15 protein-coding genes and 1 pseudogene are annotated in these 19766 nt (G+C 67.9%); 10 read left to right on the top strand and 6 right to left on the bottom strand.

Annotation, left to right across the window (positions count from 1 at the left end; all coding sequences use genetic code 11):
- Window positions 1-44: 44 nt before the first annotated feature.
- The 9 genes from LC452_RS04125 (at window position 45) to LC452_RS04085 (ending at window position 13277) form a co-directional block, all read left to right on the top strand.
- Window positions 45-2207: an ATP-dependent Clp protease ATP-binding subunit gene (locus LC452_RS04125; RefSeq protein ID WP_223622756.1), complete on the top strand. Its 2163-nt coding sequence runs from the start codon at window positions 45-47 to the stop codon at window positions 2205-2207.
- A 158-nt stretch (window positions 2208-2365) separates the two neighbouring features.
- Complete coding sequence (locus LC452_RS04120) at window positions 2366-3364, top strand: sugar ABC transporter substrate-binding protein (protein WP_223622755.1); 999 nt, start codon at window positions 2366-2368, stop codon at window positions 3362-3364.
- Window positions 3361-4872, top strand: a complete 1512-nt coding sequence (locus tag LC452_RS04115) for a sugar ABC transporter ATP-binding protein (protein ID WP_223622754.1) — start codon at window positions 3361-3363, stop codon at window positions 4870-4872. Before LC452_RS04120 ends, LC452_RS04115 begins: the two co-directional genes overlap by 4 nt.
- Complete coding sequence (locus LC452_RS04110; RefSeq protein ID WP_223622753.1) at window positions 4869-5867, top strand: ABC transporter permease; 999 nt, start codon at window positions 4869-4871, stop codon at window positions 5865-5867. Before LC452_RS04115 ends, LC452_RS04110 begins: the two co-directional genes overlap by 4 nt.
- Before the next feature lie 11 nt (window positions 5868-5878).
- Window positions 5879-6970 carry a helix-turn-helix domain-containing protein gene (locus LC452_RS04105; protein WP_223622752.1) on the top strand — a complete coding sequence of 364 codons (1092 nt, stop codon included), beginning with the start codon at window positions 5879-5881 and terminating at the stop codon, window positions 6968-6970.
- Between the two features lie 21 nt (window positions 6971-6991).
- Window positions 6992-7906, top strand: a complete 915-nt coding sequence (locus LC452_RS04100) for an alpha/beta hydrolase (RefSeq protein WP_223622751.1) — start codon at window positions 6992-6994, stop codon at window positions 7904-7906.
- Window positions 7907-8059: 153 nt separating this feature from the next.
- A complete protein-coding gene (locus tag LC452_RS04095) occupies window positions 8060-10159 on the top strand; it encodes a discoidin domain-containing protein (RefSeq protein WP_223622750.1) in 2100 nt (699 codons plus the stop codon).
- Between the two features lie 230 nt (window positions 10160-10389).
- Window positions 10390-11757 (top strand): 8-oxoguanine deaminase, encoded by a 1368-nt coding sequence (locus tag LC452_RS04090; protein WP_223622749.1) that lies wholly within the window; start codon window positions 10390-10392, stop codon window positions 11755-11757.
- Window positions 11758-11813: 56 nt separating this feature from the next.
- Entirely contained in the window at window positions 11814-13277 is a 1464-nt protein-coding gene (locus tag LC452_RS04085) for a nucleobase:cation symporter-2 family protein (protein ID WP_223622748.1), read from the top strand.
- A 4-nt stretch (window positions 13278-13281) separates the two neighbouring features.
- Here the strand turns inward: LC452_RS04085 and LC452_RS04080 are convergent, their stop codons facing one another.
- The 4 genes and pseudogenes from LC452_RS04080 to LC452_RS04065 all read right to left on the bottom strand — a co-directional run.
- Window positions 13282-14790, bottom strand: coding sequence for an APC family permease (locus LC452_RS04080; RefSeq protein ID WP_223622747.1), 1509 nt, complete (start codon window positions 14788-14790; stop codon window positions 13282-13284).
- Between the two features lie 30 nt (window positions 14791-14820).
- Window positions 14821-15750, bottom strand: coding sequence for an acetamidase/formamidase family protein (locus LC452_RS04075; RefSeq protein WP_223622746.1), 930 nt, complete (start codon window positions 15748-15750; stop codon window positions 14821-14823).
- A complete protein-coding gene (locus LC452_RS04070) occupies window positions 15747-17042 on the bottom strand; it encodes an APC family permease (RefSeq protein WP_374197758.1) in 1296 nt (431 codons plus the stop codon). Before LC452_RS04070 ends, LC452_RS04075 begins: the two co-directional genes overlap by 4 nt.
- Before the next feature lie 79 nt (window positions 17043-17121).
- A pseudogene (locus LC452_RS04065) lies at window positions 17122-17517 on the bottom strand (alpha/beta fold hydrolase); the annotation flags it as partial.
- A 78-nt stretch (window positions 17518-17595) separates the two neighbouring features.
- Between LC452_RS04065 and LC452_RS04060 the strand changes: the two are divergent.
- Window positions 17596-18330 carry a FadR/GntR family transcriptional regulator gene (locus LC452_RS04060; protein ID WP_223622744.1) on the top strand — a complete coding sequence of 245 codons (735 nt, stop codon included), beginning with the start codon at window positions 17596-17598 and terminating at the stop codon, window positions 18328-18330.
- A gap of 74 nt (window positions 18331-18404) precedes the next feature.
- On the opposite strand, the gene LC452_RS04055 is transcribed toward LC452_RS04060, so the two are convergent.
- Together LC452_RS04055 and LC452_RS04050 are read right to left on the bottom strand one after the other, a co-directional pair.
- The gene (locus LC452_RS04055) at window positions 18405-18992 is read right to left on the bottom strand and encodes a nitroreductase family protein (protein ID WP_223622743.1); all 588 of its coding nucleotides are present in this window, start codon (window positions 18990-18992) and stop codon (window positions 18405-18407) included.
- Between the two features lie 83 nt (window positions 18993-19075).
- The gene (locus tag LC452_RS04050; RefSeq protein ID WP_223622742.1) at window positions 19076-19687 is read right to left on the bottom strand and encodes a TetR/AcrR family transcriptional regulator; all 612 of its coding nucleotides are present in this window, start codon (window positions 19685-19687) and stop codon (window positions 19076-19078) included.
- Window positions 19688-19766: the final 79 nt, after the last annotated feature.

The following is a 19766-nucleotide window of genomic DNA, read 5'->3' as shown; positions in this document are numbered from 1 at the left end:
TAAAGTTGAGTCAAGATAACTCAACTTTACTTTCGGAGGGACACGTGGCCACCCCGCAGACCGGCTCGCAGAATCAAGACCAGCAGTCCGCCCTCGAGCAGTTCGGGATCAACCTCACCGATCGCGCACGCCAGGGCAAGCTCGACCCCGTCATCGGGCGCGACAGCGAGATCCGTCGTGTCAGCCAGGTGCTCACGCGTCGCACCAAGAACAACCCGGTGCTGATCGGCGAGCCCGGCGTCGGCAAGACGGCGGTCGTCGAGGGCCTCGCCCAGCGCGTCGTCGCGGGCGACGTCGCCGAGTCGCTGAAGGACAAAGAGCTCATCACGCTCGACATCTCGGCGCTGGTGGCCGGAGCCATGTACCGCGGGCAGTTCGAGGAGCGGCTGAAGCAGGTCCTCAAGGAGATCACCGAGTCCGACGGCAAGGTCATCACGTTCATCGACGAGCTGCACGTGCTCATGGGCGCCGGCGGCGGCGAGGGTTCGGTCGCGGCATCCAACATGCTCAAGCCCATGCTGGCTCGCGGCGAGCTGCGCCTGATCGGCGCGACCACGCTCAACGAGTACCGCGAGTTCATCGAGAAGGATGCCGCGCTCGAGCGCCGTTTCCAGCAGGTCTACGTCGGCGAGCCCACGGTCGAAGACACCATCGCGATCCTGCGCGGCCTCAAGGGCCGGTACGAGGCGCACCACGGAGTGACCATCGCCGACAGCGCCCTGGTGGCCGCGGCGGCGCTGTCGAACCGGTACCTGCCCGCGCGCCAGCTGCCCGACAAGGCGATCGACCTCATCGACGAGGCCATGTCGAGGCTGAAGATGGAGATCGACTCCTCACCGGTCGAGATCGATCAGCTCAAGCGGCAGGTCGATCGCATGAAGCTCGAGGAGCTCGCGCTCAAGAAAGAGAAGGATGCCGCGTCCAAGGAGCGGCTGAGCACCCTTCGGGAGCAGCTCTCCGGACTCGAGAAGCAGCTCGCCGAGCTCGAGGAACGCTGGGCGCGCGAGCGTCAGGGCCTCAACCGCGTCGGCGACCTGAAGAAGCAGCTCGACGACGCCGTCACGCAGCGCGATCTCGCGATGCGCGAGGCCGACTACACGCGGGCCTCCAAGCTCGAGTACGAGACCATCAAGCGGCTGGAGCGCGACATCGCCGAGGCCGAGCAGGCCGAGGCAGCGACCTCGTCCGAGGGCCGCATGGTCAACGAGCAGGTCACCGATGAAGACATCGCCGGGGTGATCGCCGCGTGGACCGGCATCCCGGTCGGCAAGCTGCTGCAGGGCGAGTCGGAGCGTCTCCTGCACCTCGAGACCGAACTGGGCAGGCGCCTGATCGGACAGAAGGATGCCGTGAAGGCGGTGTCGGATGCCGTGCGCCGCTCGCGCGCGGGCATCAGCGATCCCGGGCGCCCGACCGGCTCGTTCCTCTTCCTCGGGCCGACCGGTGTCGGCAAGACCGAGCTCGCGAAGGCCCTCGCGGAATTCCTCTTCGACGACGAGCACGCCATGGTGCGCATCGACATGTCGGAGTACGGCGAGAAGCACTCGGTCTCGCGGCTCGTCGGCGCCCCTCCCGGATACATCGGCTACGAGCAGGGCGGTCAGCTGACCGAGGCCGTGCGGCGTCGTCCGTACAGCGTCATCCTGCTCGACGAGGTCGAGAAGGCGCACCCCGAGGTGTTCGACGTGCTCCTGCAGGTGCTCGACGACGGCCGCCTCACCGACGGTCAGGGGCGCACGGTCGACTTCACGAACGTGATCCTGATCCTCACCTCGAACATCGGGTCGCCCATCCTCATCGATCCCGTGCTGCCGCCCGACGAGAAGCGCGAGCAGGTGATGGCGCTCGTGCGCCAGGCGTTCCGCCCCGAGTTCCTGAACCGCCTCGACGACATCGTGATGTTCGCGGCGCTCACCGAAGACGACCTGGCGCAGATCGTCGAGCTCTCGGTCGATCAGCTGCAGAAGCGGCTGCATGATCGTCGGCTCACGCTCGCGGTCACGCCCGATGCGCGGTCGTGGCTCGCCGAGCGCGGCTACGACCCGATGTTCGGTGCCCGGCCGCTGCGCCGGCTCATCCAGTCCGAGGTGCAGAACAAGCTCGCGACCGCTCTGCTGTCGGGCGGAGTCCACGACGGAGACACCGTCCTGGTCGACGTCGCGGCCGACGGAACGGGTCTTGTGCTGACCAGCGCCGAGAGCTCCTAGCGAGACTCTGTCGCGTCCGTCCGACATCTGTCGGACGGACGTGCGGCGAAACACGGATGACACCGTGCGCGGCCCCGGACATATTTGTCGTGAGCCCGCACGGTCCTTCTTCGACCGGTGATCTCGAAACCTGACTCACCCATGTCGAAGGAGACATCATGAGATTTCGTCGTTCACCGATCGCCGTCGCGGCGGCGGCCGCCCTGCTCCTCACGCTGACCGGTTGTCAAGGCGCCGGCTCCACACCTGCCGCCGACCGGCCGGCGGAGTGCGACGGCGTCTCGCTGACACGGGTGGGCTATTCGCCGTACACGAATTCCGGCGGCTACTTCCCGTTCGTCGAGGAGGGACTGAACACGGTGCTCGAGAAGTGCGGCATCGAAGTCGTCACCTCCGACCCTGACGGCGAGTCCGGCAAGCAGGTCTCCGGGATCGAGAATCTCGTGTCGGCCGGTGCGAAAGCCGTCATCGTCTGCCCGACCGACCCGAAGGCCATCAGCCCCGTCGCCAGCCGCTTGACCGATCAGGATGTGCTGGTGATCGGACTCGCCACCGACATCCCGGAAGCCGATGTCACCTTCAACCTCGATGACCACGCGTTCGGCGAGCTCGAAGGCCAGAGCGCGGGCGACTGGTTGGCCGCGAACCGCGACGGCGAGACGCCGAAGGTCGCCATCCTGCACCAGGATTCCGGAGGTGAACCGTTGATCGCCCGCCACGAGGGCGCTGTCGCCGGTCTCGACGCCGTGCTCGGCGAAGGCAACTGGGAGCTCGTCAGCGAGGTCGAGGCCTATCAGGAGGACACCGGGAACGCGCAGACCTCGACCATCCTCCAGGCGCACCCCGATCTCGACCTCATCATCGGCCTCAACGACGCCAGCGCGCTCGGCGCCGTGTCGGCGATCAAGGCCTCCGGCCGCACGCCCGGCGAAGACGTCGGGGTCGTCACGGGTGGCGAAGACGCGCGCGTCCTGCAATACGTGATCGACGGTCAGGTCGCCTCGACCGTGGGCCTGTTCCCGGTGAAGCAGGGCGAGATCATCGCGAAGGCGATCCTCGAGCTCGCGTCCGGCGCGAAGGTCGAGCGTGAGCAGATCGTCCCCGCGGAACTGGTCACGAAGGAGAACGCGCAGGAGATCCTGGATTCGGTCGAATGAGTTCATCGCCCGCCGTCACCGACGTGGTGCTGAGGGTGCGCGGCGTGAACAAGTCCTTCGGCGGTGTCGCGGCGCTCTCCGGGGTCGATCTGGTGATCCACCGCGGGAGCATCCTCGGACTTGCCGGCGCCAACGGCGCCGGCAAGTCCACCCTCATCAACATCCTCACCGGACAGCTGCAGCCCGACAGCGGCGAACTGAGCGTGGGCGGCGACATCGTCAGCCTCTCGACCCCGCGCGAGGCGCAGCGTCTCGGCATCGGTGTCGTGCGTCAGGAACTCGACCTCGTCCCCGACCTCACGATCGCCGAGAATCTCGCCCTCGGGGAAGAGCGCCCGTTCCAGCGGGGACTTCGACTCGACCGACGCCGGGTGCGGGAGGCCGCGCGAGAGCTCCTGCAGCGCATGGGACTGGAGAACGACGTCGACACTCTGGTCCGCGATCTGTCCATCGGCGACCGTCAGCTCGTGGCCGCCGCCCGGGCACTGCGCAACGCCGCGTCCGTGCTGCTCCTCGACGAGCCGACGTCGTCGCTGACACCGTTCGAGTCCGCCCGCCTCTTCCGGGTGATGCGTGCGCTGAGCGACGAGGGTGTCGGCGTCGTGTTCATCTCGCATCGACTCGACGAGGTCGTGCAGCTGTGCGACCGCATCGTTGTGCTGCGCGACGGGCAGGTGGCGGGAGAGTTCGCCGCGACGGCGGCCGAGCTCCCGCAGGTCGTCGAGGCGATGGTGCCGGGATCTGCCGCCATCTCGAGGTCCGATCGGGTCGCGGTGCTGGGCGAACCGGTCTTCGAAGCGTCGGCGCTCGTCATCAAGGGGCGAACCGCGATCGACATCGCCGTGCGGCGAGGCGAAGTGCTCGGCGTCTTCGGCCTCGTCGGGGCCGGCAAGTCGTCGATCGGCCGCGTGATCGCCGGCATCGACCTGCCGCAGGCGGGCACGATGCGCCTCCACGGTGAGCCGTACCGTCCGCGATCCGCCGCCGCAGGATTCACCCACGGAGTCGCCTACCTCTCGGAAGATCGTCGGTCGGAGGGCATCCTGCCCCATCTGAGCGTGCGCGAGAACATGGTCGTGCGCGCCCCGCGCGGCGTCGCGCGCAGAGGAGTGTTCGACCGCAGGGCGGTCGCAGCGCTCGTCCGCGAGACGATGCAGCGGCTGAACATCAAGGCGGCCAGCGACAGCCTCGACATCCGCTCCCTCTCGGGAGGGAACCAGCAGAAGGTGCTCGTCGGCAGGCTGCTGGCCGAGGATCTCTCGCTGCTCGTCCTCGACGAGCCCACGCACGGGATCGACGTGCGCGCAAAGGCAGACCTCATCGCCACCGTCTGGGACCTCACGCGTGCCGGTCTCGGCGTCGTCCTCATCAGTTCCGAGATCGCCGAGCTCCGTGCCGCGTGCGATCGCATCATCGTCGTGCGCAGCGGCACCATCGTCCGCGAGCTGTCCGCCGTCACCGCCACCGAAGGAGAACTCATGTCCGCAGCAACAGGGGGAGCATCATGACCCGGGGCGACGTGCTCGAGGTCGATTCGGCGCGCAGGCCTCGCCGCGCCGTCACCCCGGAGCTGATCACCACCCTGGTTCTCCCCGTCGCGCTCGTCGCGATGATCATCGTCTTCGCCGTCAGCTCCGCCACGTTCTTCACCATCGACAACCTGTTCGTCGTGCTGCGACAGTCGGCGGTGCTGGGCGTCGCGGCGATCGGCGCGACGATCATCCTGATCTCGGGCCGGCTCGACATCAGCCAGGGCGCTCTCATCGCCGCGTCGGGGATCGTCTGCGTCTCGCTCGCGCAAGCCGGGCTGCATCCGCTCATCGCGATCGCCGGCGCCATCCTGCTCGGCGCCGTCCTGGGCCTCGTGAACGGCGTGCTGACCGAGATCACCCGGATCCCCGGGTTCATCTCGACTCTCGCCGTGGCGCTCATCGTCCGCGGTGCCGCGCAGGTGTGGACGAGCGGACAGTCGATCGCCGCACCCGTGACAGAAGGGTTCGACCTGCTGTCGTGGGTGGGCACGGGATCGATCGGACCGATCCCCGTCGCGGTGATCCTGGTCGCCATCCTCTACGTCGTCGCATGGTTCGTCATGCGGAAGACGACGTGGGGCCTGCGGTCCTACGCGATCGGGTCGTCGGGTCGCGCGTCGCGGGTCGCCGGCCTGCGCGTCAACCTGCACGCGATCCAGGTGTTCGTCGTCGCCGGTGCTCTCTCCGCCGCAGCGGGTGTCCTGCTCGCGGGGCGGCTGGGGTCAGGGGCGGCGAGCAACGGTCAGGGCGCCGAGTTCGACATCTTCGCCGCCGTGGTGCTCGGGGGCACGTCGCTGTTCGGTGGCCGGGGGAGCATTCCCCGCACCGCGCTGGGCATCGTCTTCTTGGCGACATTGAGCAACGGTCTGGTGATTTTGAACGTATCTTCATACTGGCAGGGCATCGCCACGGGTACGGTGCTGCTGCTGGCCTTGGCGATCGACCGGTGGCGCGCCCGTGACGAAGAGTAAGGCGGTGAGCCATGGAAGGTCTGCTGCGGAGCCTCTCCGAAGAGCGAGACGGCAGCGCGGATGCGCTGCGTGTCGTGAACTACTTCGACAAGCTCCTGCAGTTCCGAGCGGGCATCGACGAACTGGTCCGTTCGACCGCGATGCTCATCGGCACGGAGGCGGGATACAACGGCCCGGGCGGTGGCTGCGGATTCAACAGCCTGGGGCGGATGCGGCCTCAGGACCCGCCCGACGAAGCGGTCTCGAGCCTGCTGAGCGGGAGCGACGCCGAATCCGGTCTGGTGTGGGTCGTTCCGAAACCGAACGACGCGGAGATGGCGCAACTGATCCTCGAACGGATGGCGCTGGCAGCGGGAACGATACTCGTCCGGCAGGCGGAAGCGTCGAGACTCGGCGACGGCGAACCTCTGCGGCTGCTCATCGAAGCGCTGCCGTCGATCTCGGAGCTGCGGGAGGAGGCTCTTCGGCGCCTCGGGTTCCGGTCGGACTGGCGAGTGCGGGTCGTCGTCGCCCGAGGTTCGAGGTCGGAGTTGAGCGAGCCCCGGGCGTGGCGCGAGTGGTTCGGTCCGGAGAACAGGTGCACGGCGCCGGTCCTCATCGGCAACGCGCACGTCGTGATGGTGCACAACGGCGACCGGCTCCCGGGTTCGCCGATGGACGGCGCGGACCTGGTGGCTGTCGGTGCTACCGCTTCCGCCCTCGCGCCGCGGGAGTCCTATCTCGCCGCGCTGCGCACTCTGCGGCTCTGTTCGAGCACGCTGGGGCCGCGGATGCTCTTCTACGACGCGCTCGGTTCACTGCGACGGATCGCCGAGATCGAGCCTCCCGCCGCCCGTGGCACCGAACTCGTGCAGAAGATGGACGTCCTGCTGCGTTCCGCGGCGGGATTGGGCGAGATCCTGGCGCTCGACTCCTACTGCCGGCATTCGAACGTCCGCGCTGCGGCGACCGAGCTCTCGTTGCATCACAGTTCCCTGGCGCATCGGCTGAAGAACGTGGGGGCGAAACTCGGGATCGACGTGTTCGATGCCGCACAGCGCAACGACGCATGGCTGGCGTTGCAACTGCTTCGAGTGGCCGGTTCGGAGACCGACGAAGCCTGATCTCAGGGCAGGGAGACTGTCATGGATGCTGAGCTCGCCGCCGCCACCGAATTGATGGTGCGGCCCGACGTCAACGACTACGCGCAGACCCGCCGGCTGATGGCGTCATCCGTCGACATGCCCTCGTCGGCCGAGGCCGAGTTCGGAGCCGTCATCACGACGGAGGTGATCTCGGTGTCGATCGATGGTCATGACGTGGAGCTCCGCCTCTATCGGCCATCCGCATCCGTGGGCTCGGCCATGCTCTTCCTGCACGGCGGGGCGTTCATCGCCGGGGACACCCTCTCCGAGCACGCGCGATGCATGCGCTACGCCGGCGAGGCAGGATGCCTGGTCGTGTCGGTCGGCTACAGCCTCGCGCCGGAGTACGCGTACCCTCACGGCCTGCGCGACTGCTACGCGGTGCTGCACTGGATGATCGACAACGCGCCGGAGCTCGAGATCGATCCGGGCAGGGTCGCGGTCGCGGGGGTCAGCGCCGGCGGGGCGCTCGCCGCAGGTGTCAGCATGCTGGCCCTCGACGAGGGGCAGGTGCTCCCGCGCTCGCAGCTGCTGCTCTTCCCCGTTCTCGACGATCGCATGACCACGGCGTCGATGGAGCTCTTCGATTCCACCCCGGTGTGGGACAACCGCAACAACGAGGCGATGTGGCGGCTGTACCTCGCCGGCGCGGAGGCGGACGACTACGCGGCTCCCGCGCGAAGGCCGCGGTTGCGTGGTCTACCCGATACATACCTGGTCACGGCGGAGCTCGATCCGCTCCGCGACGAGGCGCTCCGATTCGGCGCGCGGCTCTTGGAACAGGGCGTCTCCGTCGATTTCCGACTGTGGGCGGGCGCCTATCACGTCTTCGATCAGCTCGTACCGGATGCCGCGATCTCGCGCGCCAGTCTCGCCGACCAGGTGCGCTTCCTCCGGCGGACCCTTCGGCCGTAGCCGAAGCCCGAGCCGCTCTCGCCGCGGCGGACAGGGGACGGACATCTGTCGGAGCAGATCGCTCCGCTCTGCGGATGACTGGTCGGTCGCCGGTGATGAGCATGGAAGAACACGACGATCTGACGTGTGCAACGACGCACAGGATGGAGTCTCATGTTCAAGAAATCTCGTCGACTGATGGCGATGGGGCTGGCGACACTCGCCGTGGCTGCCGGCTTGACGGCAACCGGAACCGTGGTCACCGCCGAGCCGGCCAGCGCTCACGTGCCCGAAGGATCCTCGCTCGCCCCGCCGATGGGGTGGAACACCTGGTACAACCTGAACACCACGTTCACGGCCAAGGACATCCTCGAGACGGCGGACGCGTTCGTCAGCACCGGACTCCGCGACGTCGGCTACAACATCGTCGGCCTCGACGGCGGGTGGTGGACGAACACCAAGAGTCCCGGTCGCGATGCGAACGGCAACATCATCGTGAACTCCGACTTCTTCAACGGAACATCGTTGACCACGATGAAGCAGGTCGTCGACTATGTCCACGCGCGCGGCCTGAAGTTCGGCATCTACACCGACACGGGCGTGGTCGGATGCGGCAACGTGGTCTGGGGAAGCGGCGGCAAGGAGACGCAGGATGCTGCGCAGTTCGCTGCATGGGGAGTCGACCACGTCAAGGTCGACCACTGCGGCGGAAACGTCAGCGGGCGGACCACCCCGCAGTCCTACGCGGCGTGGCGTGACGCGATCACCGCGTCGGGCCGGGCGATGACCCTCGACGTCTGCATCTGGGGCACGGAGTCGCCGTGGACCTGGGGACCGGCGACCGGGGCGACCTGGCGAAGCGGCCCGGACATCACCTTCGACAATGACCACCCGCAGGAGCCGCGGTCGCACATCACCTGGGATCAGGTGGTGAACAACTTCCGTGACAACAATCACCCCGGCTCTGCCGGACCCGGCGCCTACAACGACCCGGACTACCTCCTGATCGGCGAGGGCTTCGGGCTGACCCTCACCGAAGAGCAGTCGTACTTCGGCATGTGGGCGATCGCCGCCGCTCCGCTGGTGCTCGCCACCGACGTGCGTGAGCTCACTCCGGCGCGGAAGAACATCGTCGCGAACACCGAGGTGATCGCGGTGAACCAGGACTCGGCGTACGCGCAGGCCTCGCTGGTGAGCACCAATGGCACGACCGAGGTCTGGTCCAAGCCGATGGCCGCTGACGGCACGCGTGCCGTCCTCGTGGTTAACAAGGGTGCCTCCGCAGCGAACATCGCGGTGAACTGGTCGGACGTCGGCATCGCCGCGGGCTCGGCATCCGTCCGTGATCTGTACAGCCACCAGGACCTGGGCTCGTTCACGAACGCGTACACCGCGGCCTCGGTGCCTTCGCACGGCTCCGTCATGTACAAGATCAAGGGGTCGGCGGCCCTTCCGATGGCGCAGGCGAGCAGCGAGCACACCGCGGACTACACGGCGAAGAAGAGCATCGACGGCAGCACGGCGACGATGTGGCACTCATCGGGAGGCGACACCAACGCCTTCCCGCAGTTCCTGGGACTCGACCTGGGTGCGACGACGCCGACCAACCGCCTGAGCTACACGCCCCGTCAGGATGCCAGCAGCAACGGCATCGTGACGAGCTTCCGGGTGGAGACGCGCAAGCCGGGAGAGAAGTGGTCGACGGCAGCGGAAGGGACATGGCCGAACGACCGGTCGGTGAAGAACGTGGTCTTCTCGACGAGAGATGCACGATTCGTCCGGCTGGTGGTGCTGTCGGGTGTCGGAGGATACGCGTCCGCGGCCGAGATCTCGGTCGATGCGGCCGGCGCGACGGGGGCATCGGCGCGACCGATCTCCTCCGCGGCGGCGAGCACCCAGTACGCGGGATTCGAGGCGACCCGGTCGTTCGACCGGAACCCCTCGACCATCTGGCACACGGCGACGACCGCGGCGAACCCGACGCTGACCGTCGATCTCGGGCAGCTGGGGAATGTCAACGGCTTCTCGTATCTGCCTCGTCAGGACCAGGTGACCAATCCTTCGGGTGGGACGAACGGCGTGGTGACCTCGTACCAGATCGCGACGAGCACCGACGGGGTGAACTTCACCGACGTCGCGACCGGCACCTGGCCGGTGAACCTGGCGACGAAGCACGTCGGATTCACCACGGTCCAGGCGCGATACGTGCGGCTCACGTCGGTCGCCGGCGTGAACGGCTACGCCTCGGCGGGGGAGGTGTGGATCACACGGTGAGCTGATCTCCTCGGAGACGGGCGGTCACGATCCCTCGTGGCCGCCCGCTTTCCTTCCACTATATGGAATCGATAGTTCGACAGATGAAAAAACTTGTTGACCTTCCTTGGCGACGCTGATAGACCTGAGTACATCCCGATGACGGGTCCTGGATCAGCAGACAGGGCAGAACTGAGCTGACTCCCGGTGGATCGACCGTCGATTCCACCCCTACGGATGGAGTCTCGCTCATGTCTCAACCCACCGCCCGCACGTGGATCAAGAACCCGCTCGGCATCTTCACCGGCGACGACGCCGACGCCTCCGGCGGGATCGTGATCGAAGGCTCCGTCGTCCGCGAGGTCGTCCCCGCGGGCGGCTCACCGACGACCCCGGTCGACGAGGTGTTCGACGCGTCGCGGCACGTCGTCATCCCCGGTCTGATCAACACGCACCACCACTTCTACCAGACCCTCACCCGGGCCTGGCGGCCGGTCGTCAGCGCCGAGCTGTTCCCGTGGCTCAAGGGTCTGTACGGGGTGTGGGCGGGGCTCACGCCCCGCGACCTCGAACTCGCGACGACCGCGGCGCTCGCCGAGCTGCTGCTCTCCGGCTGCACCACCGCCGCCGATCACCACTACCTGTTCCCGAACGGGCTCGAGGACGCGATCGACGTGCAGGTCGACGTCGTGAAGAAACTCGGCATGCGCGCGACCCTGACCCGCGGGTCGATGTCGCTCGGCGAGGACGACGGCGGTCTGCCGCCCCAGAGCACGGTGCAGGATGCCGACACGATCCTCGCCGACAGCGCGCGACTCATCGCGGCGCACCACGAGCGCGGCGACGGCGCCTTCGTGCAGATCGCACTCGCGCCGTGCTCGCCGTTCTCGGTGACGACCGGCGTGATGCGCGACACCGCCGCTCTCGCCGAACAGCTCGACGTGCGGCTGCACACCCACCTCGCCGAGACGCTCGACGAGGAGGACTTCTGCCGCGAGATGTTCGGCCTGCGCACGGTCGACTACCTCGAGAGCGTCGGGTGGCTGTCGGACCGCACGTGGCTCGCCCACGGCATCCACTTCGACGACGCCGAGATCGCGCGGCTGGGAGCTGCCGGCACCGCGGTCTCGCACTGCGCGACCTCCAACATGCGTCTCGCCTCCGGCATCGCCCGCGCCATCGAGCTCGAACAGGCCGGCGCGCCCGTCGGCCTCGGGGTCGACGGCTCGGCGTCGAACGACGGGTCGAACATGATCCAGGAGGTGCGGCAGGCGCTCTACCTGCAGCGCCTGCGCTACGGCGCCGCGGCAGTGACCCCCGAGCGTGCGCTCGGCTGGGCGACCGCGGGATCGGCGCGGGCTCTCGGGCGCTCCGACGTGGGTGTGCTCGCTCCCGGGAAGCAGGCCGACCTGGCGATGTTCACCCTCGACGAGCTGCGCTTCTCCGGCAGCCACGACCCGGTCGCCGCGCTCCTGCTCTGCGGCGCGGAACGTGCCGATCGCGTCATGGTCGGCGGCCGCTGGCGCGTGCTCGAAGGACAGATCACAGGCCTCGACGTGCCCCAGCTCATCGCCCACCACAGCGAGGCGGCCCGCGGCCTCCTCGCCCGACACTCCTGACACTCCTGACACTCGAACCATCTCACCCAGAACCCCGATACGACGAAGAGGTCGACATGAACAAGACGAAGACGGTCGCGGCGCGACCGGAGGATGAGAAGCTGCCCCTCGGCAGCACCATCGCGTACGGCATCCAGCACGTGCTCACGATGTACGGCGGCATCATCGCCCCACCGCTGATCATCGGATCCATGGCCGGACTGAACGGCGCCGAGGTCGGCGTGCTGATCACGGCCTGCCTCTTCATGGGAGGGCTCGCGACGATCCTGCAGACCGTCGGCATCCCGTTCTTCGGATCCCAGCTGCCGCTCGTGCAGGGCGTCTCGTTCGCGGGCGTCGCGACGATGGGCGCGATCGTGACGAGCGGCGGTGGCCTGCCCGCGGTGTTCGGTGCGGTCATCGTGGCGTCGATCATCGGGCTGCTGATCGCTCCGGTCTTCGCGACCATCATCCGGTTCTTCCCGCCGGTCGTCACCGGTGTGGTCATCACGATCATCGGCCTCACGCTGCTGCCGGTGGCGGCGGGCTGGGCGATGGGCGGGAACAGTCAGGCCGACGACTTCGGCGATCCGCAGAACCTGTTGCTCGCGGCGATCACGTTCGTGATCGTGCTGGTGCTCAGCAAGGTCAGGATCGGCGCGATCTCGCGCCTCGCGATCCTGCTCGCGATCGTTCTCGGCACGATCATCGCCGCCATCCTCGGCCGGGTCGACTTCGGCGCCGTCGGCGACGGGCCGATCTTCGCCCTCCCCAGCATCTTCGGGTTCGGCATGCCCACGTTCGAGATCGCGGGCATCATCTCGATGTTCATCGTGATCCTGGTGACGCTCACCGAGACCACGGCCGACATCCTGGCCGTCGGTGAGATCGTCGGCACCAAGGTCGACTCCAAGCGCATCGCCGCAGGCCTGCGCGCCGACATGCTCTCCAGCGCGGTCTCGCCCGTGTTCGGCTCGTTCACGCAGTCGGCCTTCGCGCAGAACGTCGGGCTCGTCGCCATCACCGGCGTGAAGAGCCGGTTCGTGGTGACCGCCGGCGGTGCCGTGCTCGTCGTGCTCGGACTGCTCCCCGTGCTGGGTCGCGTCGTCGCCGCGGTGCCGACCCCGGTGCTGGGCGGCGCGGGCATCGTGCTGTTCGGCAGTGTCGCGGCCAGCGGCATCCGCACCCTCGCCAAGGTCGACTACCGCGGCAACATGAACCTCGTCATCGTGGCCTCGTCGATCGGGATCGGCATGCTGCCGATCGCGGCGCCGACGATCTACGACCAGATGCCCGCGTGGTTCATCACGATCTTCCACTCCGGTATCAGCTCGGCGGCGGTGGCGGCGATCCTGCTGAACCTGCTGTTCAACCACCTCGGCAAGCCCTCGGGCAAGGACGCCTCGGTGCTCGCCGCCGCTCCGACCCGGAGCATCCCGATCGCGTATCTCGACGCATTCGAAGACGGCGACTCCATCGTCGACGGCAAGATCGTCGACCGCGAGGGTAGAGAGGTCGAGGTCCAGCGCCCCGAGCACTGACCGGTCAGCGCGGGCGGGTGCCGCGGCCGGCGACGGCGTCGGCCGCGAGCTCCTGCCCGATGATCGAGTGCCGCCGTGAGTAGGCGAAGTAGATCACGAGCCCGAGCGCGAGCCAGACCGCGAACCGCAGCCAGGTCTCGGAGCTCAGGTTGAGCATCAGCCAGAAGCACGCGATCGCCGAGATCCACGGCAGCCACGGCGAGAACGGCACGGTGAAGGGCCGCTCCAGGTCGGGGCGGCTCTTGCGCAGGATCGGCACCCCGATGCTCACGAGCACGAAGGCCGACAGCGTGCCGATGTTGATCATGTCGCCCAGCACCTGCACGTCGGTGAACCCGGCGATGATCGCGATGACCACGCCGACGATGAGCTGGATGCGGATCGGGGTGCCGCGCTTGGCATCCGTCACGCTCAGGGCGCGCGGGAGCAGGCCGTCGCGGCTCATCGCGAAGACGACGCGGGCGAGGCCCATCAGCAGCACCATCACGACCGTGGTGAGTCCGACCAGGCTGCCGATCGCGATGACCTGGGCAGCCCAGGTCGCTCCGACGAGCTCGAACGCGCTCGCGAGCGACGGCTCCTCGAGCTTCGCGAGCTCGGTGTACGACACCATGCCGGTGATGACGATCGCGACCAGCACGTAGAGGACGGTCACGATGATGAGTCCGAGGATGATGCCGCGGGGCACCGTGCGCTTCGGGTCCTTCGTCTCCTCGGCGCTCGTGGCGACCACGTCGAAGCCGATGAACGCGAAGAACACCAGTGCCGCACCGCTGAGGATGCCGAAGACGCCGTACACCGTCGGGTCGGCGCCGGTCATCAGCGAGAACAGCGACTGGGTCCAGGCGCTCTCGGATGCCGCTCCGGCCTGCTCCGGCGGGACGAACGGGGTGTAGTTGGCGCCGTTGATGAAGAAGAGTCCGACGACGATCACGAACAGCACGATCGCGACCTTGATCACCGTGAAGACGCTGTTCACCCGGCTCGACAGCTGGGTGCCGAGAGCGAGCAGGGTGGTGAAGATCGCGACGATCACCACGGGACCCCAGTCGAACGACAAGGGGCCGATCGCGATCGTCATGGGGATGTCGAGGTCGAACAGCGACACGGCGTCGCCGAGGTAGACGCCCCAGTACTTCGCGATCACGGCCGAGGCCATCAGCATCTCGAGGATGAGGTCCCAGCCGATGATCCAGGCGAGGAACTCGCCGAGCGTCGAGTACGTGAACGTGTAGGCGGAGCCGGCGACCGGGATCGACGAGGCGAACTCGGCGTAGCAGAGGATCGCGAGACCGCAGACGGAGGCCGCGATGATGAACGAGATGATCACCGCGGGGCCGGCGTGACGGGCGGACGCCTCGGCTCCGACCGAGAAGATGCCGGCGCCGACCGCGACGGCGACCCCCATCACGGCCAGATCCCAGACGCCCAGAGACCGCTTCAGCGATCGCTTCTCGTCGTGCGTCTCGGCCATCGACTGCTCGACGGATTTGATCCTTCGCTGAATCGCCATGCCGACGAGTCTAGAAGGACGCGTGTCTCGCTACAGCACCGACTTCGGCAGCCGATGCAGCGTCACCGCGCCGATGGCGGCGAACGGATGCAGCGGGTCGGGCTCGCCGGATCCGGTCGGTCCGCCCAGCTTCGAGTCCACGAGAGCGCTCATGACCGCGAACGCGTCCATCGGCTCCCACCCGTGCGTCGTCACGAGGAAGTCGAACGCGTCTTCGTAGCCGCGCGTGATGCTCTCCTGCACCGGGTCGCCGAGTCCGACGAACACCCACTCGTCCGGTGTCTCGATGCGAGGCGCGCGCAGCGAGAGGTCCGGCACGAGGTCGACGCTCACGATCGCGATGCCCTCGGCCTCGATCGCGACGAAGGAGGATTCGCCCTCGCTCATGATCGCGTGGATGTCGCCGATCGAGAGCAGCGCCCCTTCGACCTCGACCGGCAGGTACACGATCGATCCGGGCCGCGCCTCGGTGACGTCCATGTTGCCGCCGAGCGCGGTCGTGGGCATGACGGTCGAGTTCACGCCGGTTGCCGGGGCGGTGCCGATGCAGCCGATCATGGGCCGCGGCGCGACGACGTGCCGGTCGGTGAGATGCACGCCGTCCTCGTCGATCGGGATGCGCCGCGACGCGACGGTGTCGCCCATCCGATGACGCAGGGCGCCGATGCCGGGGAGGCTCTGCGACCATCCGCAGTCCTTCAGGCGGATCTCGTGGATCGTGACCGCGAGGGTGTCGCCCCGCTGGGCGCCGTCGATCCAGACCGGACCGGTCACCGGGTTGATCGGCGCCGAGAGCGCCGCCAGGTCGCCGTGATCGTGCAGCTCGCGGTAGACCGCGTCGTCGGTCTCGAAGGCGATGCGCTCGCCGGTGCCGGGGCGGATGCGCAGAACCGGTTCGGCGTCCGCGCGGAATCCGGGGCGGCCCAGCTCCTTGCCGAGGAAGTGGTCGATGCCGTTCACTCGGACTCCCCTTCGCTCGTGGCGGCGTGCTCCGAGAGCAGTTCAGGGTTCGCGCCGTTGCGGATGCGGAAGATGACGAACACGATGACCCCGACCGCGAGCCAGACTACTCCGCCGATCTTGGCCAGGACGGAGGCGTTGATCAGCACGAAGCCGATGATGAGGAATCCGCACAGCGGCACGACGAGGTGCAGCAGCCAGTTCCGGGAGCGCTGGCGCACGATGTAGTGCCAGAAGACGGCGACGTGCAGCAGCAGGAACCCGAACAGGGCGCCGAAGTTCACCAGCGACGAGATCAGGTCGATCTGACCCACGAAGAACAGCACGAGCACGGTGCTCAGCGCGCTCACGAAGAGGATCGCGTAGACCGGCACCTGGCGGGCGTTGATCTTCGAGAAGAAGGCCGGCAGGCGCCGGTCCCGGCTCATGGAGTACAGCAGGCGCGAGGTGGCTGCCTGTGCGGCGATCGCGTTCGCGATGCCGACGGCGATGACGTTGACCGCGAGGAAGGCAGTCGCCCAGCCGCTGCCGGCGGCCTGCGCGACGATCGAGAAGAACGCGTTGTTGACCTCGTCGTCGGGGAACGAGACGGTGCCCGCCGCGAGGGCGCTCGCGAGCCAGGTCTGCAGGATGAAGAGCGTCGCGACGATGAACAGCGCGATGATCATGGCACGGCCGGCCGGGTTCTTCTTGCCCGTGGTCTCTTCGGAGAGGGTCGAGATGCCGTCGAAGCCGAGGAAGCTCAGCACGGCGATCGAGAGCGCGGCGGCGATCAGGGCCGGGTCGACCTTCGCGGGATCCCAGAGCTGCGCGAGCGAGAACGAGGAGCCCTCGATCGTCTGCCCGGTGAGGGCGGAGACGGCGATGATGACGAAGATCGCGACGAAGACGAGCTCGATGGCGAGGAAGACGCGGTTCGCGACCTTGATCGAGCCGATGCCGAGCACGTTGATGATCGTGTTGACCGCGACGCACAGGATCGCCCACAGCCATTCGGGGCTGTCGGGGAAGATCCCGCGCATCGACGAGGCGGCGAAGACGTAGAGCAGCGTCGGTACGAGCAGGTAATCCAGGAGGATCGCCCAGCCGGCGAAGAAGCCGGCGATCGGGTGGGTGCCGCGACCGACGTACGAGAACACCGAGCCGGCCAGGGGGAAGGACTTCGCCATCTGCGCATACCCGAGCGCGGTGAAGATCATCGCCACGAGACCCACGAGGTAGACGAGCGGGACCATCCCCTTCGACTCGTTGAACACGACCCCGAAGATCGCCCAGGGTGCGATGGGCACCATGAAGACCAGGCCGTACACGACGAGGTCGAAGGTCGAGCTTCGCCGCCTCGCTCACCCACAGCGGCATCGATGCGGGGGAGTTGCAGATCATCAGCCCGAGAAGGCCGTCGGGTCGTCGCACGGCGAGCTCGGCGCCGAGCATGCCGCCCCAGGACTGCCCGAGCACGTGATAGGCGTCGATGCCGAGATGTGCGCGCAGGGAGTGGAACTCCTCGTCGAAGTAGACAGGAGTCCAGCGCTCGGCAGGCGCCTCCGGGTGGTGGGAGCTGCGCCCGCAGCCGATCTGGTCGTAGTGGATGACCGTTCGGCCGGTGTGGTCGGCCAGGTGGGCGATGTTCTGGACGTAGTCGTGCGCCATGCCGGGACCGCCGTGCAGCACGAAGACGGGAGCGAGGTCGCGGGGTTCATCCGGCGTCGTGACCCGGAACCAGGTGAAGCCGTCGTGGAACGGAACGGTGGACTCGTGAACGCGCATGAACATATGTTGGCCATAAATGGTCCGCGAGTAAACCATTTGTCGGCAAGTTAACGTTGACGTAACACGGGGAGGGACATGACGGAGAACGACGAGAGTGCATCCGACGGCACGCTGATCGATCGCATCACCGACCGACTGATCACCGCCGTGGCGATCGGCGAGTTCCTCCCGGGAACACGTCTACCGGCCGAGCGCGACCTCGCTCGCTCCCTCGGCATCGGCCGCACCACGACGCGAGCCGCCCTGGATCGCCTGGTCAGCCGGGGGATCCTGGAGAAGCAGCGCGGCCGAGCCGGTGGCTCCTTCGTGCGCGAGGAGTGGCCGACCTCGGAAGTGGCCGCGGTCGCGCGGTGGTTCGAAGAGCAGTGGCCGCAGCTCGTCGACGCCGCGGTCGCCGGGACGCACCTTCACGGCGCGGTCGCTCGTCTCGCCGCGAGCAACCGCACCGACGACGACATCGAGCGCCTCGAGAGCTGCCTCGATGACTTCCGGCAGGCGGAGAGCGGCGCCGCCCGCCAGCATGCCGACAGCATCCTGCATCTGGCGATCATCTCCGCCGCGCACAATGAGACGCTCTCGGCGATCGTGCTCGACCACGAGCGTCGGTTCACGATCATCGCGCCCGCCCACCCGTGGGGCGACTCTGCAAGCCGTCCGGCGATGGAGGAGCGCGCCGGACGCGAGCACCGGGAGCTCGTCGCGGCGATCGTCGACGGTCGCGTGGACGATGCCGGGCGGATCGCGCAGCACCACGTCGAGATCGACCTGGAGCTGCTCGACGCCGCCCGTCGCCGCGCCCTCACCCGCTGATCAGCGGGCAGGACGGATGCCGCGGCGTGTGCGCGGAGGCTGTGCTCGCCGCTGCGACGTCGTGACGAGCGCGCTCAGGCGCTGAGGATGACCGTCTCGTCGATCGGGCGGCGCACGCGCGGGGCGACCTCGCGCTGCTGCAGCACCTCGGGAAGGCTCTCGACGTCGCCGAACTCGCCGACGGCGATGACGGTCATCGGCACGAAGCGGGCCTCGAGGTCGGCGAACTCGCGCACGGTCTCGGGGTCGAAGCCGCTCATCTGGTGCACGACGAGACCGTCGTGGTGCGCCTGCACCGAGAAGTGCGCGACGGCCTGGCCGAGGTCGTAGACCGCGTGGGTGATCGGCGTGCCGTCGGCGGTGGCCGTCTCGGCGATCGCGACGACCAGCACGGCGGCGTTGCCCGCCCACGCCTGGTTGAAGCCCATCAGCGCGTTCACGACCTGCGCGTGCAGCGCGGTGCCGCGGCGGGCGACGATGAAGCGCCACGGCTGGGTGTTGTTGGCGGAGGGGCTCCAGCGGGCGGCTTCGAGCGCGGTGGCGAGCTTGGCCTCGTCGATCGCGTTCTGCGTGTCGTAGGCGCGGGGGCTCCAGCGTGCGGCCAGCACGTCGAGGACGGGGTGCTCGGTCGGTGCGGTGCGATCGATGACGGAGGTGCTCACGGTGATGCCTTTCGAAAGGAGTCGATCGGACCCCGTCGTCCGGCTTACAGGGAGCAGAACACATGCATGTGCATGTATATTCCTCAACCCTGGAAGATCGTCGAGGGGCACCCGAGCTTCTCCGCCACGGCGCGCATCGCCGCGGCCGCCTTCGGCACATTCATCAGGGCGTTGCCGGCGACGATGTGCAGCCCGTAGGCGTCTTCGAGAGCGACCATGGTCATCGCGAGCTGCTCGTCGTCGAGCGCCGGCGCGAAGACACCGCTCTCGCGACCGGCGGATATCACGCCGCGGTACGTCGCGAGCTGACGGAGGTAGAGCTTCTGGACGAGCTCGTCGTGCAGCGAGGAGTTGCCGGCGAGCACGTCGAACTCGTAGAGCAGGCTCATCAGCGCGTCATCCGGGCCGTCGGGGAGTCCGGCGTCGATCGCGGCGGCGAGCTGCTCCCGCGGGTCGGCGAGAGCGGCGAGAGCCGCATCGCGTTCGTCGCAGAACCGCTGGATGCCAGCGGCGTGCGCTTCGACCAGGAGGGCGTCGAGGTCCTCGTAGTAATAGAGGATGGCGCCGCGGGTGAGGCCGGCTGTGGCGGCGACATCGGTGAGCGAGAGCGAGCGCAGGCCGTGTTCCTTGCCCGCCGCGTACGTCGCCTCGATGAGTGCCGCGCGTCGCTCTTCCTGCCGTCGTGGTCGCGCCATTCCTTGACACTACCCGAGGGCCGTGTCACACTCGGGTGATTCTTTGACGTTGGAGTCAAAGAATTCCTCGCCTCGGATC

Source organism: Microbacterium sp. EST19A (assembly GCF_019969685.1).
Taxonomy (GTDB): Bacteria; Actinomycetota; Actinomycetes; order Actinomycetales; family Microbacteriaceae; genus Microbacterium.
The sequence above is the reverse complement of the archived record's forward strand: the minus strand, read 5'-3'. Positions and strand labels throughout refer to the sequence as shown.

Excerpts from the sequence above, each read along its gene's own strand:
- LC452_RS04120 (WP_223622755.1), top strand. The coding sequence starts at position 2,366 with ATGAGATTTCGTCGTTCACCGATCGCCGTCGCGGCGGCGGCCGCCCTG.
- LC452_RS04085 (WP_223622748.1), top strand. The coding sequence starts at position 11,814 with ATGAACAAGACGAAGACGGTCGCGGCGCGACCGGAGGATGAGAAGCTG.
- LC452_RS04115 (WP_223622754.1), top strand. The coding sequence starts at position 3,361 with ATGAGTTCATCGCCCGCCGTCACCGACGTGGTGCTGAGGGTGCGCGGC.
- LC452_RS04090 (WP_223622749.1), top strand. The coding sequence starts at position 10,390 with ATGTCTCAACCCACCGCCCGCACGTGGATCAAGAACCCGCTCGGCATC.
- LC452_RS04060 (WP_223622744.1), top strand. The coding sequence starts at position 17,596 with ATGACGGAGAACGACGAGAGTGCATCCGACGGCACGCTGATCGATCGC.
- LC452_RS04080 (WP_223622747.1), bottom strand. The coding sequence starts at position 14,790 with ATGGCGATTCAGCGAAGGATCAAATCCGTCGAGCAGTCGATGGCCGAG.
- LC452_RS04105 (WP_223622752.1), top strand. The coding sequence starts at position 5,879 with ATGGAAGGTCTGCTGCGGAGCCTCTCCGAAGAGCGAGACGGCAGCGCG.
- LC452_RS04095 (WP_223622750.1), top strand. The coding sequence starts at position 8,060 with ATGTTCAAGAAATCTCGTCGACTGATGGCGATGGGGCTGGCGACACTC.
- LC452_RS04100 (WP_223622751.1), top strand. The coding sequence starts at position 6,992 with ATGGATGCTGAGCTCGCCGCCGCCACCGAATTGATGGTGCGGCCCGAC.
- LC452_RS04070 (WP_374197758.1), bottom strand. The coding sequence starts at position 17,042 with ATGGTGCCCATCGCACCCTGGGCGATCTTCGGGGTCGTGTTCAACGAG.
- LC452_RS04050 (WP_223622742.1), bottom strand. The coding sequence starts at position 19,687 with ATGGCGCGACCACGACGGCAGGAAGAGCGACGCGCGGCACTCATCGAG.
- LC452_RS04110 (WP_223622753.1), top strand. The coding sequence starts at position 4,869 with ATGACCCGGGGCGACGTGCTCGAGGTCGATTCGGCGCGCAGGCCTCGC.